Below are 16,286 nucleotides of genomic sequence, written 5' to 3'. Positions count from 1 at the left end.
GGGCGGGGGCGGGGGCGGTGGTCACGCGGAGGCCTCGACGGCGTAGCGGTCGGCCGGGCGCGGCAGGCCGAGCAGCCCGCGCAGGGTGTCCGCCTCGTACCGGCGGCGGAAGGCGCCCCTCCGCTGCAGCTCGGGGACCAGGCCCCGGGTGATCGCGGGCAGGTCCTGCGCCAGCGCGGCCGGGCGCAGCCGGAAGCCGCTGAGTCCGGCCTCGCCCCACTCCAGGAGGAGGTCGGCCAGTTGGACCGGTGTCCCGGTGAAGACGCGGGCGTCGCTGCGGTACGCCTCGCCGGCCGTCTCGTCCAGCCGGGCCAGCCGGTCGGCCGCCGCGCCCGGGGTCTCGTCCAGCAGGACGACCAGCTCGCCGAAGAGGTGCAGCGGCTCGGCCGGTGCGTCCGGCGGGGCGGCCTGCTCGCGGAGCGAGCGGACGGTGGTGACCAGTGCGCGCGCCTGGTCGGCGTCGTGCGGGGTCAGATAGCCGACGTCGGCCGAGCGGGCGACCAGCCAGAACGGGTCGACGGTGTGGGCCAGGGCGGTGACCAGTGGCTGCCCCTGCGGCGGGCGGGGGGTGATGGACGGGCCGCGGACCTTGAAGAAGCGGCCCTCGAAGTCGATGTAGTGGAGCTTCTCCCGGTCGACGAAGCGCCCGGTGGCGGCGTCGCGGATCTCCGCGTCGTCCTCCCAGCTGTCCCAGAGCCGGCGCAGCACCTCGATGTAGTCGGCGGCCTCGTCGAGGAGTTCGGTGGGGTCGGCCGGCAGCGTGCGGCGGCCGAAGTGCGCCGCCTCCTGCGGGGAGTTGGAGATCCGGATCCGGACCCCGGCCCGGCCCGAGCTCACGTAGTCCAGGGTGGCGATGGCCTTGGAGAGGTGGAAGGGCTCGGTGTGGGTGGCCACGACGGTCGGCACCAGGCCGATGCGCCGGGTCAGCGGGGCGATCCGGGAGGCGGTGAGCACCGCGTCCAGCCGGCCGCGTACCCGGTCGGTGCGGTCGGCTGTTCCGCCTTTTCCGCCGCCCGGCCCCGGGCCGGACTCAGACTCGGACTCGGACTGCAGGGACAGGCCGTCCTCCAGGGTGACGAAGTCCAGCAGTCCGCGCTCGGCCTCGGCCACCTGGTCGGCCCAGTAGCCGGCGGTGAGCAGCTGGTCGGCGCGGGAACCGGGCTCCCGCCAGGAGGCGGGGTGCCAGCCGGTGCCGTCCAGGGCGACGGCGAGGTGCAGCGGTTCGGTCATCGGTAGCGGTCTCTCCGTGGGAGCGGGTGTGCGGGCGCCGCGGTGGCGGGGCCGGCGGAAGCCGGCGGCGGCTGCGGCCAGTTCGGTGAGCAGGGTCCGGGCAGCGGCGTCGTTCTGCCGGAACGCCGGGGCGTAGGTCCGGGGGCGGGCGAAGGCCGCCACCGCGCGCGAGTCGGTGGGCGCGCCGAGCGCGAAGCGGCGCGGATGGGGCTCGCCGTCCGGGCCGAGCACCGCCCCGTCACCGGGGCGGGTGCGCAGCAGCCCGGACCGGTGGAGGTACGGGGGCAGTCCGGCGAAGGCGTCCGCCCGCACCTCCTCGGTCAACTCCCCCTCCGCGTGGAGGGCGCGGAGCAGCGGGGAGCCGGTGCGGACCAGGGTCGCGCCGGGCAGCCGGGCCTCGATCAGGGTGGTCGCGGCGGTGACCGCGCCGGGGACGGCGGGGCTGGAAGCGAGGAAGCGGCCGCCGCCGTCGGGCGCGATGTCAGTGCCCACGGATATGTTCGGCCCCACGAAGCGGACCAGCCCCGCCTCGGAGAGCGCCAGGAGTTCGCGCAGCCGGCGCCCGGGCGGGCCGCTGGCCAGGAAGGAGAAGAAACCGCGCCACCAGCCGTCCAGGTCCCGGGCGAGCGAGCGGGCGCTCAGCCGGCCGGCGGCGGCCAGCCGCGGCAGCTGGCCGTAGACGGAGAGGAGGGCGTAGAAGGCGCCCAGGTCGGCGGTGTGCGGTGAGTCGGCCGCGGCCCGGCGGTCCAGGTCCGCGCGGATGTGCCGGCGGAGGTGGTCGCGGAGGGCGTCCGGGCCGTCGAAGACGAGTCCGGCCAGCGGGCGGTCCAGCGCCTCGAAGTCGATCCGGTCGGCCGGATCGGGCACGGCCCGGGCGATCACCGCCTCGGACCGCGGGTCGCCCCACGGCCATCGGGCGTACTCGGCGAGGAACTCGGCCCAGGGCAGCGCGGTGCGCTCGGGGTGCCCGTGGAAGAGCTCGTGGTAGTGGCCGTAGCCGACCTCCTTGGCGACCAGCGGCCAGACGTCGGCGCGGAAGTCGAGCGGTCGGGCGTGCGGCGACGGGGAGGCGAGGAGGCCGTCGATCTCCTCCGGCCCGAAGAACCGCGGCAGCGGCGGCACCGGCCCGCGCAGCCGGTAGCCGGTCTTGGCGTGGTACGGCACCCCGCGCCGGGACCCGACGTGGAGCACGGGCTCGCGCCCGGAGGGGAGATAGCGGAGGCTCCCGTCCGGCCGGCTGCTGAAGCGGCCTCCCCGGCCCTCGGTGAGCATCGCCATCAGGTCGACGAAGGCCAGACCGAAGCCGCGCAGCAGCACGTCCTCGCTGGGGGCGATGAGCGCCAACTCGGCGTCCAGGTCCGCGGAGTAGGCCGGCGGGAGGTAGCGCAGCCCGTGCTCTCCGGCGAACCGGGCCAGTTCCGCCTGTTCGGGCTCGGGCTCGGCATCCAGATGGCCGAGGGCCAGCACGACCAGGTCGGCGCTGAGGGTGCGGCCGGAGGCGAGGCCGACCCGCTGCGGGCCGTCCGCCGGCCCGGTGAGGGAGACGGCGGTGTCGGCGTGCACCAGCAGCCGCACGCCGGGCGGGAGCGCCGCCCGGGCGCGGTCGAAGGCCCAGGCGAGGTAGGCGCTCTGGACCCGCCGGGTGGCGAAGTCGGTGGGCCCCAGGGCGCGGATCTCGGCGAGCACCGCCGGGTCGAGGCCGTCCGGCGCGGCCCGGACGCCGTCCCTGATCCCGGCCGCCCAGTCGGCCAGCGAGGGGCCGGTGCGGACGGGGCCCGCCACGGTCGAGGACTCGTCGGTGAAGACGGTGACGTCCTCGGCCATCGAGTTCATCCGCAGCAGCGGCGACTGCCGCTCCCGCCAGACCCGGCCGCCGCCCGGCGGATACGGGTCCACCAGATGGATCGTCAACTCGGCCTGTGGCGGCAGCAGTTCGGGCGCGTTGGCGGCGATCCGCTCCAGCAGCCCGGTACCCCGCGGCCCGGCGCCGACGATCACCAGTGCGGCGGTCATCGGGCGGCCCCCCTGGCGGAGGCGGCCGCCGAGGAGGCGGCCGCCGCCGCAGCGCGCAGCAGGGCGCGCGCCCGCTGCGGCGGCGTCGGCGGCAGCTCGCGCTGCGAGCCGCGGGCGTAGTACCGCTCGACGTAGTACTGACCCGCCGTCAGCACGCTGGTCACCGCCACGTACCAGAGGGTGGCGACCAGCAGCAGCGGAATCACCTGGTAGGTGCGGTTGTAGACGATCTCCACCGAGTAGAGGAGGTCGACGACCGCCAGGACGCTCACGATCGAGGTGCCCTTCAGCGTGCCGATCAGCATGTTCCCGGCGGCCGGCACGATGGTCCGCATGGCCTGCGGCAGGACGATCCGCAGCAGCGTCCGCCGGCGGCCGAGCCCGAGCGCCCCCGCCGCCTCGCTCTGCCCGGCGTCCACGGAGAGGATCCCGCCGCGCACGATCTCGGCCGCGAACGCCGCCTCGTGGAGGGTCAGACCGATCACCGCGGTCGCGGTGCCGCCCAGCAGGTCGACCGTCCGGACCGAGACGAACGCGGGCCCGAACGGCACGCCGAGGCTGAGCGTCGGGTAGAGCAGCCCGATGTTGTACCAGAGCAGCAGCTGCACCAGCAGCGGTGTCGAGCGGAAGATCCAGACGTATCCCCAGGCGAGGGTGCGCAGCACCGGGTTCGGCGACAGCCGGGCGGCGGCCAGCACCGTGCCCAGCACCAGGCTCAGCGCGGTCACCAGCAACGTCAGCCAGACGGTCAGCCCGAGCCCGTCGAGCACCCCGGCACTGCCGAAGTACCGCGAGACGATGCCCCACTGGAAGCGCGGGTTGACCGCCACCGACCGCACCACCCAGGCCAGCGCCAGCAGTGCGAGCACAGCGGTCGCCCACCGCCAGGGGTGCCGGCGCGGATACACCCGCGACGGCGGTGGGGGCGGTGCTGACGCCGCCGCGGCGGAGGGCAGGGCGTGTGCCGGGACACCGTCCGAGACGGGGGTGACGGGGACCAGTTCGGGAGGGACGGGGGCCATGGGGGCTCCAGGACGGGAGGCGCGGCACGGGGTCGGTCTCGTCGATCGCGTCGGTCGACCGCACAGCGCGCGAAGGCGGGAAAGAATTCCGGCGGCGAGCCGGTCGCGGGCCCACGGGGGGCCGGTCGTGCCATCCATCCGTCCGCCACGTCCCTCAACACGGCGGTCGTCCGATCGTACGTTCCCGCAGGTGCCCCGCGTCAAGCAGGCGTCCCGGGCAACGTCCCAGCAGTTGGACACAGTTGACGAACCGGCGTGCCCGCTGCTCAACTGTGCTCGTGAATACCGAGCAGCCTCTGGTGATCCGGGGCCACATCGACTTCGGTCGGGTGTGGTCCGCGGCGTGTTGCCGCTGACCCCAGCTGACTCGGTGGCGGGCCGCTCTGTCCGGCCCCTCCCTCCCTCGGCCCCACTCTCCGTCCGCGGCCCGTCGCGGGCCGGACGCCCTGGGTCGCTCGCTGCCGTTCCCCGCATCCGTGCCATCCGCCTGACCGGCGTCGGCGTCGGCGCCTGACCGCTACGCCGTCGGTCCGCCGGGCCCGCTTCCCGCACCCTGCGTTCCGCAGCCCGCACCCCGCGTCCCGCGTCCCGCGTCCCGCAGCGCATTCCGCACCGCCGATCCGCCGCCGGGCGGTCCGGCCTGCCCGCGTGCGCCCCGGCCGCACTCACCCAAGAGAGGGCGTCAGCCATCATGCCCGTCGAGTTCCTCGGCATCGCCGCCACCCACAACGGCTCAGAGACCACCCCCCGAACCGGCCCGGCGTTCGACAAGGAGTACACCCTCCGCCTCGCCCGGGCCCACGAGGACTTCGGCTGGGACCGGATCCTCTTCGCCTACGGCTCCGGCTCGCCCGAGCCCGGCACCGCCGCCGCGTACGTCGCCGCCCACACCTCCACGCTGGGGCTCCTCCTCGCCCACCGGCCGAACGTCTCCTACCCGACCTTCGCGGCCAAGGAGTTCGCCACCCTGGACCAGATCAGCGACGGCCGCCTCGCCGTCCACTTCATCACCGGCGGCGACGACCGCGAGCAGGCCCGCGAGGGCGACCGGCTGCCCAAGGACGAGCGCTACGCGCGCACCCGGGAGTACATCGAGATCGTCAAGCGGGCCTGGACCGAGGAGCGCCCCTTCGACCACCAGGGCGCCCACTACCGCTTCGAGGACTTCGTCTCCGACGTCCGCCCGGTCCAGCGGCCGCGTCCGAACGTCTCCTTCGGCGGCTCCTCCCCCGCCGCCTACGCCGCCGGCGGCGCGGTGGCCGACATCTACGCGCTGTGGGGCGAGCCGCTGGCGCAGACCGCGGCCCAGATCGAGTCGGTACGGGCGGCGGCCCGCGCCGCCGGGCGCCGCGACCACCCCCGGATCCAGGTGGCCTTCCGCCCGATCATCGCCCCCAGGGAGGACCTCGCCTGGGAGAAGGCCCACCGCACGGTGGAGGCCATCCGCGCCCGGGTGGCGGCGGGGGCGTGGACCCGGCGGCGCACCACCGGCGCCCCGCAGAACGCCGGCTCCCAGCGGCTGATCGCGGTCGCCGAGGCGGGCGAGCGCTACGACCGCGCGCTGTGGACGCCGACCGCCGCCGCCACCGGTGGGGCGGGCAACTCCACCGCCCTGGTCGGCACCCCCGAGACCGTCGCCGAGGCCCTCCTCGACTACTACGACCTCGGCGTGGACATCCTCTCCGCCCGCGGCTACGACCTCCTCGGCGACGCCGTCGACTTCGGCCGGCACGTCATTCCGCTGGTCCGCGCCGGGGTGGCGGAGCGCGACGACCGCCATCCGACTCCGGAGGCCCGCGAGGCGGCCACCGCCGAGGCGCGCCGGCGCGCTCTCGCACGGACGGGGGCGGAAGGGCGGCCGGCCGCCCCCGCCGAGGCGGTCTGAGCCGATGACCACCGCCCCCGGCCTCGAACTCCGCGAGATCCACCTCTCCGACCCGCTGGTACGCCCGCTGCTCGACGAGCTCGCGACCGAGTACCGCACCCGCTACCCGGAGCTCCGCCGAGCCGGCGTGAACGAGCTGGACCGCTACCCCGCCGAGGAGTTCGCGCCCCCGCACGGCGCTCTCCTGCTGCTTCTGGAGCACGGCGAGCCGGTGGCCGGCGGCGCCTACCGCCGCTATGACGCCCACACCGCCGAGCTCAAGCGGATCTGGACGCACTCCGCCCACCGCCGCCGCGGCCTGGCCCGCAGGATCGTCGGCGAGCTGGAGGCGTCCGCCGCGCGGCGCGGCTACACCCGGATCCACCTCACCACCGGTCCGCGCCAGCCGGAGGCCCGGGCGCTCTACCTGGCCGCCGGCTACACCGCGCTCTTCGACCTGGCGGCCGACCCGGAGACCATCGGCCCGCTGCCCTTCGGCAAGTCCCTCACCACCACCGTCCGCAAAGGCTGATCACCGTGCACATCCTCCCCGGCCCGCTCCGCAGAGCCGGCCGCCGTACCGCCGCACTCGGCGCGGCACTGCCGCTGCTCGCCCTGGCACTGACCGGCTGCGGCTCCGGCCCGCGGGCCGGTGGCGGCCCGCCCGCCGCCGCGAACCCGATCGCGAGCGTCCACGAAGTGCCCTCGGTGGCGGCCCTGCTGCCCGCCTCGGTGCGCTCCTCCGGCGTCCTCGACCTGGTCTCCTCGGTCGGCGCACCGCCTTCCGCCTACTACCCGAACGGCGACAGCGGGACGGTGGCAGGCCAGGACATCGACTTCGGCAACGCCGTCGCCGCCGTGCTCGGGCTGCGGGTGCAGCGGCAGGAAGGCGCCTTCGACACCGTGCTGCCCGGCCTCCAGAGCGGCAAGTGGCAGGTGGGCACGGGCAACTTCGGGGTCACCGAGACCCGCGAGAAGACCGTCGACTTCGTCACCTACATCGACGACGGCCAGGGCTTCGCGGTGGCCGGCGGCAGCCCGATCAAGAAGATCACCAAGCTGACCGACCTCTGCGGCCTGACCGTGGGCACCGGCCAGGGCACCACGTTCCAGGCCACCCTGGAGCAGAACGCGGACGTCTGCGCGAAGGCGGGCCGGAAACCGTTCCAGGTGAAGGTCTACTCCGACACGGCCGCCGTGCTCCTCGGCCTCCAGCAGGGCCGGTTCGACGTCCTCTTCAGCACCATCAACGGACTGCGTTACCAGCAGCAGGCGACCGGCGGAGCGGTGCGGTTCCTCAACGGGTTCCACCGGCTGGACGTCGGCTTCGCCTTCGCCAAGGGCTCCCCGCTGACCCGCGCCTTCCAGGCGGCCGTCAACGAACTGATCAAGGACGGCACCTACCAGAGAATCCTCCGGAAGTGGGGCACCACCGCCTCCGCGATCACCCGCTCCCGGATCAGCCCACCCGAACTCACCGACTGAGGACCCCGCCGATGAGCATCGCCGCCGACGACGCCGCGAGACGCGGCCACGCGCCCCCCGGACAACCGGGCCTCCCCACGCCCGCACCTCGGGCCACCACCCCACCGACGCCTCCACCCCGGGCCGCGGCGCCGCAGCCCCCGGCACCGCCGGCCGCCCCGATAACCGGCGACGCCGCCGGGCCGAAGGCCGTGCCCGTCCGGCATCGTGGACGATGGGTGGCTGTGGCCGTCGCACTCGTGCTGGTCGCGCAGTTGGCGCACGCACTGGCCACCAACCCCGGGCTGGACTGGGCCACCTTCGGCCAGTACGTCTTCGATCCGAGTGTGCTGCACGGCCTGTGGGTGACGGTCCAGCTCACCCTCCTCGCCGCCGTCGCCGGCGGCGCCGGCGGACTGCTGCTCGCCGGGATGCGGCTCTCCGGCAGCCCGCCGCTGCGGGCGGTGGCGTACGGCTACGTCTGGGTGGTCCGCTCGGTGCCGCTGCTGGTGCAGGTGCTGTTCTGGTTCAACATCTCCTACCTCTACCAGCGGCTGAGCATCGGCGTCCCGTTCGGCCCCGCGTTCTTCTCCTTCCCGACCAGGGACCTGCTGAGCTCGATGAGCGCCGCGGTGATCGCCCTCTCCGTCCACGAGGCCGCCTTCGCCTCGGAGATCTTCCGGGCGGGGGTGGAGGCGGTGGACCGCGGGCAGTTGGAGGCGGCGGCCTCGCTCGGCATACCGAGGGGGCGTCAGATCCGGCGGATCCTGCTGCCGCAGGCCATGCGGACGATCGCACCCAACGCGGCCAACCAGCTGATCGGCCTCTTCAAGAACACCTCGATCGTCTCCGTGATGGCGATCATGGAGCTCTTCTACACCGTCCAGGTCATCTACGGCCGCACCTCCCGCGTGGTCCCGATGCTCCTCGTCGCCACCGCCTGGTACGTGCTGCTGACCACCCTGCTGTCGGTCCTCCAGCACTACGTAGAGCGTCACTTCCGAAAGGGTGAGCAACGTTGACCACCGCCACGACCGCCGCAGTGGAGGTCCGCGGACTCCACAAGAGCTTCGGCCGGAACGAGGTGCTCAAGGGCGTCGACCTGGACGTCCGCGCCGGAGAGGTGACCGTGGTCCTCGGCCCGTCCGGCTCCGGCAAGTCCACACTGCTCCGCTGCATCAACCACCTGGAGAAGCTGGACCGGGGCACCGTGACCATCGGCGGCGAGCTGATCGGCTACCGCCGCCGCGGCGACCGGCTGCACGAGCTGCGCGAGCGCGAGGTGCTCAGGCAGCGCACCCACATCGGCTTCGTCTTCCAGAACTTCAACCTCTTCCCGCACCTCACGGTCCTGGAGAACATCACCGAGGCCCCGGTCCACGCCCTCGGCCGCAGCCGGGAGGCGGCGCGCGAGCCGGCGCTTCGGCTGCTCGACCGGGTCGGGCTGCGGGAGAAGGCGGACGCGTACCCTCGGCAGCTTTCCGGCGGGCAGCAGCAGCGGATCGCGATCGCCCGGGCCCTCGCCCTGGAGCCGGAGGTGCTCCTCTTCGACGAGCCGACCTCGGCGCTCGACCCCGAGTTGGTGGGCGAGGTGCTGGCGGTGCTCAAGGACCTGGCCAGGTCCGGCCGCACGATGATCGTCGTCACCCACGAGATCGGCTTCGCCCGCGAGGTGGCGGACACCGTCGTCTTCATGGACGAGGGACGCATCGTCGAACAGGGCAGCCCCGCGGACGTCCTGGACCGTCCCGCCCACCCACGCACCCGCGCCTTCCTCTCCAAGGTCCTCTGACCTCCGCCGACCCCCAACCCCCGAAAGGCGGCACCCCGATGCCACGCCCCACCGCCCGCGCCCACCGCCCTCTTCTCGCCCTCGCCGCCGCAGCGGCGGTGGCCCTCCCCCTGGCCGGCTGCGCCTCGGCCGCGAAGAACGCCGGCCAGGCCGCCCCGGCCGCCGACACGGTCCGCTTCAACACCAGCCCGGACCAGCACAGATACACGTCGCCCGAAGTGGCCTCGATAGCCTCCGAGGTACCGGCCGCCATCCGTGCCAAGGGAACCCTCGACATCGTCGACTCCTCCGGCAGCGCGGCCCCGCTGGACTTCTACGCCACCGACGACAGGACCGTGATCGGCGTCGAGCCGGACATCGCCTACGCGGTGGCCGGCGTCCTCGGCCTCAAGCCCGTCTACCACCCGGTGGCCTGGGCGCAGATCTTCGTCGGTCTGGACAGCGGGAAGTACGACGTCGGCTTCTCCAACATCACGGACACCGAACTGCGCAAGCAGAAGTACGACTTCGCCACCTACCGCAAGGACGACATCGCCTTCGAGGCGCTGCGGACCGCCACCTGGCGGGTGCGCGGGCCGAAGGACGTGGCGGGCAGGACCATTGCCGTCGACAGCGGCACCAACCAGGAGAAGCTGCTGGTGGAGTGGAGCGCCGAGGACGTCAAGGCGGGGCTCAAGCCGGTCGACATCAAGTACTACCAGGACAATTCGGCGGTCTACCTGGCCCTGCAGTCCGGCCAGATCGACGCCTATCTGCAGCCCAATCCGACCGCCGCCTACCACGTCTCGACCTCCGGGCAGACCAAGGTGGTGGGCACCCTCTCCGGTGCGGGCGCCCGGCTCCAGGGGCTGATCGCGGCCACCACCAAGAAGGGCGACGGCCTGGTGAAGCCGCTCGGCGACGCCCTCAACGAGCTGATCAGGACCGGCGTCTACGGCGAGATCCTCAAGCGCTGGGGGCTGAGCGACGAGGCCGTGACCGCCTCGCGGATCAACCCGCCCGGGCTGCCCCTGGATGACAGGTGAGCCGGCCGGCGCCGCTCAGCCGCGTGCGGAGGGGAACTCCGGGGGGCGCTTCTCGCGCAGCGCGGTGTACCCCTCGACCACGTCCGGGCCGAGGAAGGTGAGCATCTCGTAGGCCGCGGACTGATCGAAGACCGGGCCGGCCTGGCGCAGCCAGTTGCTGAGCGCCCGCTTGGTGAGGCGGATGGCCGGCTGGGCGCCGGTGGCCAGCGCGTCCGCGATCCGCAGCGCCTCCGGCAGCACCTCGTCCCGGGGCAGGGCCTTGGCCACCATGCCGATCCGCTCGGCCTCCTCGCCGGTGATCATCTCGCCGGTGAGGAGGTGGTAGCGGGCCTTCGCCATCCCCGCCAGCAGCGGCCAGACCAGCGCCGCGTGGTCGCCGGCGGCCACCCCGAGCCGGACGTGGCCGTCACCGATCCGGGCGTCCCGGGCGGCGATCGCGATGTCCGCCAGCAGCGCGACGACCGTGCCGGCGCCGACCGCCACGCCGTTGATCGCGGAGACGATCGGCTTCTCGCAGTCGACCATGTGGTAGACCAGCTCGCTCATCTCGCGGAGCATGTGCTGGACCCGGTCGTAGTCGCCGGCCATCCGCTCGACCATGGCGAGGTCGCCGCCGGCGCTGAAGGCCTTGCCCGCGCCGGTCACCACGGCCACCCGGGTGTCGGGATCGGCGTGGACGTCCCGCCAGACCCGGGCCAGCTCGCCGTGCATCTCCTCGTCGGCCGCGTTGTACTTCTCCGGCCGATCGAGGGTGATCAGCAGAACCCCGTTGCCCCGCCGCTCGAAGGCCAACTGCTTGTAGTCCTCGAATAGCACCGCCCCAGCACACCACAACCCCGCCCCACCGACCAGAGGGCACGCCCCGCCCCCCTCGCAGGTCCGTTGTTGGATGCGGTAGAGGCGGCCGGCTGCTACCGCCGGCCGGCGAGGCCGTCGGCGAGGCGGTCGACCTCGGCGGTGAAGCGCGGGGAGTCCTGGAAGAGGAACGCGTGCCCGGCGTCCGGGTAGAGCTCGACCCGCGACCTGCGCAGGTCCCGCCCGAGGTCGGCGGCGTTGGCCGAGGGGTTCAGCGCGTCCTCGGCGCCGTCCGCCACCAGCGCGGGGACCTGGACCCGCCCGAGTTCCCGGCCGGCGGCGTCCTGGCCGGCCATCCACTCCGCGATGGCGGCGGACTGCTCCGTCCTGACCTCCGCGGGCACCTGGTAGGGGGCCGGGTACTGGGAGAGCTCCGCCACGAAGGCCTTCATGGCGGCGGTCTGGTCGGCCGGGAAGAGGACGGAGAGCACCTCCGCCGGGTTTCCGCTCTCCAGCGCGGCCGCCGCGCCCGGCGGGATCGGCAGCGCCCGGCCGTCCCCGGACTGCGTGGCGGCCAGCACCAGCCGTCCGACGTCCGCCGGATGACGGACCGCCAGCGCCTGGGCGACCATCCCGCCCAGGGACCAGCCCAGGACGGTCGGCCGGTGCAGGCGCAGCGCGCCGACCAGGGCCGCGGTCTGGTCCGCCATCGCGGGGACGGTGAGCGGCGCGGGCAGCGCGCTGGTCTGCCCGATCCCGGCGTTGTCGAAGACGACCACCCGGTGGTGGACGGCGAGGGCGTCCACGAAGTCCGGCGGCCATTCGTCCATCGTCCCGTTGTGCCCCATGATCAGCAGGATCGGGCTGCCGCTGCCGATCTCGCGATAGCCGACCGCGCCGTCCGCGGTCTGCGCGACCCGGGTGGGCGCCGCGAGGATCCCGCCGTCGCCCGCCCCTCCCGCCGTGGCCGCTGCATCCGCCGCGCCGGCCGCGCCCGCCGCCGACGCCGGCCCCGCCGCACCCACCGCGCCCAGCGCAGTGGCGCAGACCGCGGTGGCCACCGCCGCCCCCAGCAGCCGACCGCGCACGCCCGCACGCCCCCTGAAACGCATGTTCCGCCCCCCACTGCCTGTCCGAGAAGTGACTCGACGGGGAGACGGTACCCCCGACCGCCCGGGCGGTACCCGCGTTTCATCCGCCTCCTACCCGGCCCTCCTGAGCCGTTCGGGTCATCCCGCCACTCCCGCGGCGCGTGCCGCCAGGCCCCGCCCGGGCCTCCGGGGTGTACTGATGCCCCGCCACGCCCCGCCCCGCCCGGCGCAGGCCCACCGCACCCAATCGCACCGAATCGCATTGCACCGCGAGAGGACTCCCCAGCCAGATGCCCCAGGCCGACACCCCGCCGCGCGCGGACGCGCTGGTGCTCTTCGGGATCACCGGCGACCTCGCCCGCAAGAGCCTCCTCCCCGCCCTCTACCGGCTGGTGCTGCGCGGCGAGTCGACGGCCAGAGTGGTGGGCGTGACCCGCGGCGGCTGGACCCTGGACCAGCTCCTCCAGCACGCCCACGACGCGGTCGCCGCCCGCGGCCCGGTGGACGAGGAGGCCTTCGCCCGCTTCGTCGACCTCCTCCGGCTGGCCACCGTCGACTACGAGGACCCGGACAGCTTCCGCTCCATCGCCGAGGCCACCGATGGCTGCGGCTACCTCGCCCACTACCTGGCCATCCCCCCGGTCCGCTACGCCACCACCGCCCGGCGGCTGGCCCAGGCGGGGCTGAACCGGGACGCCCGGCTGGTGGTGGAGAAGCCGTTCGGCGACGACCTGCGCTCGGCCCGTGCCCTTCAGGACGAACTCCTCGCGAGCTTCCCCGAGGACCGGCTGCGCCGGGTCGACCACTTCCTCGGCAAGGACGTCATCGAGAACCTCCTCACCGTCCGCAGCGCCAACACCCTGCTGGACGGCATCCTCCACCGCCCGTACGTCCGCAGCGTGCAGATCACCCTCGCCGAGGACTTCGACGTCGCCGACCGCGGCGGCTTCTACGACGCCACCGGCTGCCTCCGCGACGTGGTGCAGAACCATCTGCTGCAGACCCTCGCCTACCTGATCATGGAGGCCCCGCGCGGCGGCAGCGCCGAGGACCTCCTGAACGAGAAGGTCCGGGCCCTGCGCGCGGTCCGCACGGTGCGTCAGGAGGACTACGTCCGAGGCCAGTTCGCCGGCTACCCGGACACCCAGGGGGTCAAGCCGGACTCCCGCACCGAGACCTACTCGGCTCTGCGCACCTATGTGGACACCGACCGCTGGAACGGGGTGCCGTTCACCATCCGGGCGGGCAAGTGCCTGGCGGCGACCGCCACCGAGATCATCGTGGAGCTGGAGCGGCCGGCCCCCGGCTACTTCCACACCCAGTGCGCCCAGGCGGCCTGCCCGGACCTGATCCGGCTGCGGATCAGCCCGCAGGCCGGCCTCACCTTCGACCTCCTCGCCCAGCGCAGCGGCGACCCGACCGCCGTGCGGCAGCTCGCGGCCACCCTCGACTTCACCGAGCTGAGCGGGGACGACGTGGTCGCCTACGAGCACATCCTGGCCGACGCGGTGAGCGGGGATCCGCGCCGGTTCTCCCGGATGGACGTGGTGGAGGAGTGCTGGCGCATCGTCGGCGACATCCTCGACCCCGGCGACCGGCCGCTGCCCTACCCGCGCGGCGGCTGGGGGCCGGAGCAGGCGGATGCCCTGACGCCGGACGGCCGGTGGCTGGCCCTCACCCCGCCCGAGCCGCGCTGAGGCCCCACCACCGAGCCACCGCCGTTCGCCCTGCCTGATTCGGCGTCAACTCCGTTTCTCCGCGCCGTTGACGACCACTCTCGGCCGCAGCGCCGTGAGGTCCCGCCCGCGCAGGACGGAGAGCCAGACCCCGCCGCCGTAGGCGATGTCGTCCAGCCGGCGGGCCACCGCGTAGCGGACCGGGTCGAGGCCGCGCATCCGGCCCGGCCGGTACTCGAGGGCCACGTCGGCGACCGCGGCGAGCGCCGCCGCCCGCCGCACCCGGCGCGAACCGAGGGCGCAGCCGACGGCGGTGGCCGGCCACCAGTGCCTGGTCAGCAGGGCTCCGCCCTGGGCGAGGGCGGACACCGTCCCGGCCGTGGAGAGCCGGACGGCCTCCCGTACGGGGTGGTCGAGCGGGCGCAGCCGCCGGGCGATCCGCCAGGTGGCCACCGCCCACAGGCCGGCCGCGGCCGGGGCGGACCAGCGCCGCTGGGCGAAGAGGGCCAGCACCAGCCCGGCCGTCCAGGGCGACATGGCGGCCGGGGCGATATGCCCGCCGTGCCGGGCGCCCAGCGGCTGGGCGCCGGTCCCGTAGTAGGCCTTGCGGGCGAACCAGGCGGAGAGGGCGGCCCGGTGGTCGTGCCCGGCCCGCGCGGCCGGCTCGTAGCGGATCCGGCCGCCGGCGGCGTCCACCCGCCAGCACAGGTCGACGTCCTCGCCCACCCGCATCTCGGCCGCGAAGCCGCCGAGCCCGCGCAGCGCCTCCACCCGCGCCACCAGGCAGGCGCTCGGCACCCAGGAGACGGGGGTGCCCGGCCGCACGGCGGCCGCGCGCGGCCCCAGGTCGAGCGAGGAGCGGGCCGACTCGTACCGCACCAACCAGCCGCTGTAAGCGGCTTTCCGATGTGGCATCAGTTCGTCCAGCCCGACGATCCGGGGGGCCGCGAGCACCACCTTCGGGTCGGCGAAGTGCCGCAGCAGAATGCCCACGGCGGCGGGATCGAGCACCACGTCCGAGTCGACGAAGGCCGCGTACGGCGTGGCCACCTCGCGCAGCCCGGCGTTGCGGGCGCCCGCAGGGCCGAGGTTGGCCGGCAGCCTGAGCAGCCGCGCCCCGTGCTTCTCGGCCACCGCGGCGAGGAGTTCGGGACGCTCGGAGTCGTCGTCCACCACGATCGCCGGCGCCCCGGGCGGCAGCGAGCCGAGCAGCCGTTCGAGGGAGCGCGACCGGTCGCGGACCGGGACGACCACGGTGCACTCCTCCGGCCCCGGCGCGTCCACGGCCGCGCCGGCCCCGCACACCTCCGGGTTGGCCAGCCCGGAGGCGAGGAGGTGCTCGGCGAGCGCGGCCCCGGCGGCGTCCGCGACCCGCAGCGTCCGGCTGCCCGGCCCGAGCAGCCTCCGCGCCCGCGGCCGCAGCCGGAGCAGCCTGGTGGGCCGCCCCCCGAGCAGCGCGCGGCCGCCGTCGACGAACCGGGTGGACCGGTCGAGGGCGACGGTGAAGCCCGGGGGCAGGCCGGCGGGCAGACCGCGGGACCGGCGGACAGGACTCACCGCTGCGCCCCCGCCCGGCGCCCGGCGCCTTCCGCAACCCGTTCCGCCACCCGCTCCGCCACCCGCTCGGCCATCGCCGCCAGGACCGCCCGGCCCTCCTCCGCCCCGGCCCCCGCCGGATCGCCCAGCACCCCGTTGGCGGTGACCGCGCGCACCCCCTGGGCCCGCAGCAGCGGCAGCAGTTCGCCTATCGGCCGGGTGTCCCCCGCCTCCGCCGCCTCGGTGCGGACCAGTTCGGGTGCCAGATGGAGCATCAGCGAGGTCTCGGTACGGCCGGCATGCGCGTCCGCGCCCGGCAGTTCGCAGCCGGCCCAGTCCACGGCGTGGCCCTCCCCGCGCATCCGGCGCACCACGGCCGCGAGGGTCCCGGTGTTGCCGCCGTGGCCGTTGACGAAGAGCACCCCGCCGGCCCACAGCGCCAGCGAGCGGACCAGCTCCACCAGTACCGCGGCGAGCGCCTCGTGGCCGATGGAGACGGTGCCGGGGAACCCGGCGTGCTCCCCGCTCGCCCCGAAGGGGACGGCGGGGGCGACCAGCACCTCCACCCCAGGCTCCCGCTCGGCCAGCCGGCGGGCGGCCAGCCGCGCGACCGCCTCCGCCACCACCGTGTCGGTGTGGAGGGGCAGATGCGGCCCGTGCTGCTCGGTGGACCCGACCGGAACCAGGACGAGGGCCCCCGCCCCGGGCACCTCCGGCCAGGCCCTCTCACTCAACTCCGCTCCAGCGCGCGGACCCTGACGTCCCGTCACCACGGCCT

12 protein-coding genes and 2 pseudogenes are annotated in these 16,286 nt (G+C 74.7%); 7 read left to right on the top strand and 7 right to left on the bottom strand.

Translation table 11 applies throughout. From position 1 onward, the window contains the following. Positions 1–21: 21 nt before the first annotated feature. From BS73_RS38595 to BS73_RS01490, 3 genes and pseudogenes are all read right to left on the bottom strand, one after another. Positions 22–909, bottom strand: a pseudogene (locus BS73_RS38595) (LLM class flavin-dependent oxidoreductase); the annotation flags it as partial. A 396-nt stretch (positions 910–1,305) separates the two neighbouring features. Continuing rightward, positions 1,306–3,243, bottom strand: a pseudogene (locus BS73_RS38590) (FAD/NAD(P)-binding protein); the annotation flags it as partial. Continuing rightward, on the bottom strand, positions 3,240–4,265 hold the full coding sequence (locus tag BS73_RS01490; RefSeq protein WP_051939032.1) for an amino acid ABC transporter permease: 1,026 nt from the start codon (positions 4,263–4,265) through the stop codon (positions 3,240–3,242). The pseudogene BS73_RS38590 and the gene BS73_RS01490, both read right to left, overlap by 4 nt. A gap of 691 nt (positions 4,266–4,956) precedes the next feature. On the opposite strand from BS73_RS01490, the gene BS73_RS01485 reads away from it, so the two are divergent. The 6 genes from BS73_RS01485 to BS73_RS01460 all read left to right on the top strand — a co-directional run bounded on the left by BS73_RS01485 (position 4,957) and on the right by BS73_RS01460 (position 10,410). After that, the gene (locus BS73_RS01485; protein ID WP_051939030.1) at positions 4,957–6,150 is read left to right on the top strand and encodes an LLM class flavin-dependent oxidoreductase; all 1,194 of its coding nucleotides are present in this window, start codon (positions 4,957–4,959) and stop codon (positions 6,148–6,150) included. A gap of 4 nt (positions 6,151–6,154) precedes the next feature. Beyond that, positions 6,155–6,661, top strand: a complete 507-nt coding sequence (locus BS73_RS01480) for a GNAT family N-acetyltransferase (RefSeq protein WP_037568638.1) — start codon at positions 6,155–6,157, stop codon at positions 6,659–6,661. A gap of 5 nt (positions 6,662–6,666) precedes the next feature. Next, positions 6,667–7,614, top strand: coding sequence for an ABC transporter substrate-binding protein (locus BS73_RS01475; protein ID WP_235215234.1), 948 nt, complete (start codon positions 6,667–6,669; stop codon positions 7,612–7,614). A 224-nt stretch (positions 7,615–7,838) separates the two neighbouring features. Next, entirely contained in the window at positions 7,839–8,615 is a 777-nt protein-coding gene (locus BS73_RS01470) for an amino acid ABC transporter permease (protein WP_407674948.1), read from the top strand. Then, entirely contained in the window at positions 8,612–9,385 is a 774-nt protein-coding gene (locus BS73_RS01465) for an amino acid ABC transporter ATP-binding protein (protein WP_235215233.1), read from the top strand. Before BS73_RS01470 ends, BS73_RS01465 begins: the two co-directional genes overlap by 4 nt. Positions 9,386–9,423: 38 nt before the next feature. Continuing rightward, positions 9,424–10,410, top strand: a complete 987-nt coding sequence (locus BS73_RS01460; RefSeq protein ID WP_084703682.1) for an ABC transporter substrate-binding protein — start codon at positions 9,424–9,426, stop codon at positions 10,408–10,410. 15 nt (positions 10,411–10,425) lie between these two features. Here BS73_RS01460 and BS73_RS01455 read toward each other — a convergent pair whose 3' ends face one another. Together BS73_RS01455 and BS73_RS01450 are read right to left on the bottom strand one after the other, a co-directional pair. After that, positions 10,426–11,226, bottom strand: coding sequence for an enoyl-CoA hydratase/isomerase family protein (locus BS73_RS01455; protein WP_037568635.1), 801 nt, complete (start codon positions 11,224–11,226; stop codon positions 10,426–10,428). A 95-nt stretch (positions 11,227–11,321) separates the two neighbouring features. Continuing rightward, positions 11,322–12,317 carry an alpha/beta fold hydrolase gene (locus tag BS73_RS01450; protein ID WP_152617472.1) on the bottom strand — a complete coding sequence of 332 codons (996 nt, stop codon included), beginning with the start codon at positions 12,315–12,317 and terminating at the stop codon, positions 11,322–11,324. 269 nt (positions 12,318–12,586) lie between these two features. On the opposite strand from BS73_RS01450, the gene BS73_RS01445 reads away from it, so the two are divergent. After that, positions 12,587–13,993, top strand: a complete 1,407-nt coding sequence (locus BS73_RS01445; protein WP_037568631.1) for a hypothetical protein — start codon at positions 12,587–12,589, stop codon at positions 13,991–13,993. A 45-nt stretch (positions 13,994–14,038) separates the two neighbouring features. Here BS73_RS01445 and mftF read toward each other — a convergent pair whose 3' ends face one another. Both mftF and mftE read right to left on the bottom strand, forming a co-directional pair. Beyond that, on the bottom strand, positions 14,039–15,529 hold the full coding sequence (mftF, locus tag BS73_RS01440; protein WP_235215232.1) for a mycofactocin biosynthesis glycosyltransferase MftF: 1,491 nt from the start codon (positions 15,527–15,529) through the stop codon (positions 14,039–14,041). Beyond that, positions 15,526–16,242, bottom strand: coding sequence for a mycofactocin biosynthesis peptidyl-dipeptidase MftE (gene mftE / locus BS73_RS01435; RefSeq protein WP_037568629.1), 717 nt, complete (start codon positions 16,240–16,242; stop codon positions 15,526–15,528). Before mftE ends, mftF begins: the two co-directional genes overlap by 4 nt. Positions 16,243–16,286 lie beyond the last annotated feature (44 nt).

It is taken from the genome of Phaeacidiphilus oryzae TH49 (assembly GCF_000744815.1).
Classification (GTDB): Bacteria; Actinomycetota; Actinomycetes; order Streptomycetales; family Streptomycetaceae; genus Phaeacidiphilus; species Phaeacidiphilus oryzae.
The sequence above is the reverse complement of the archived record's forward strand: the minus strand, read 5'-3'. Positions and strand labels throughout refer to the sequence as shown.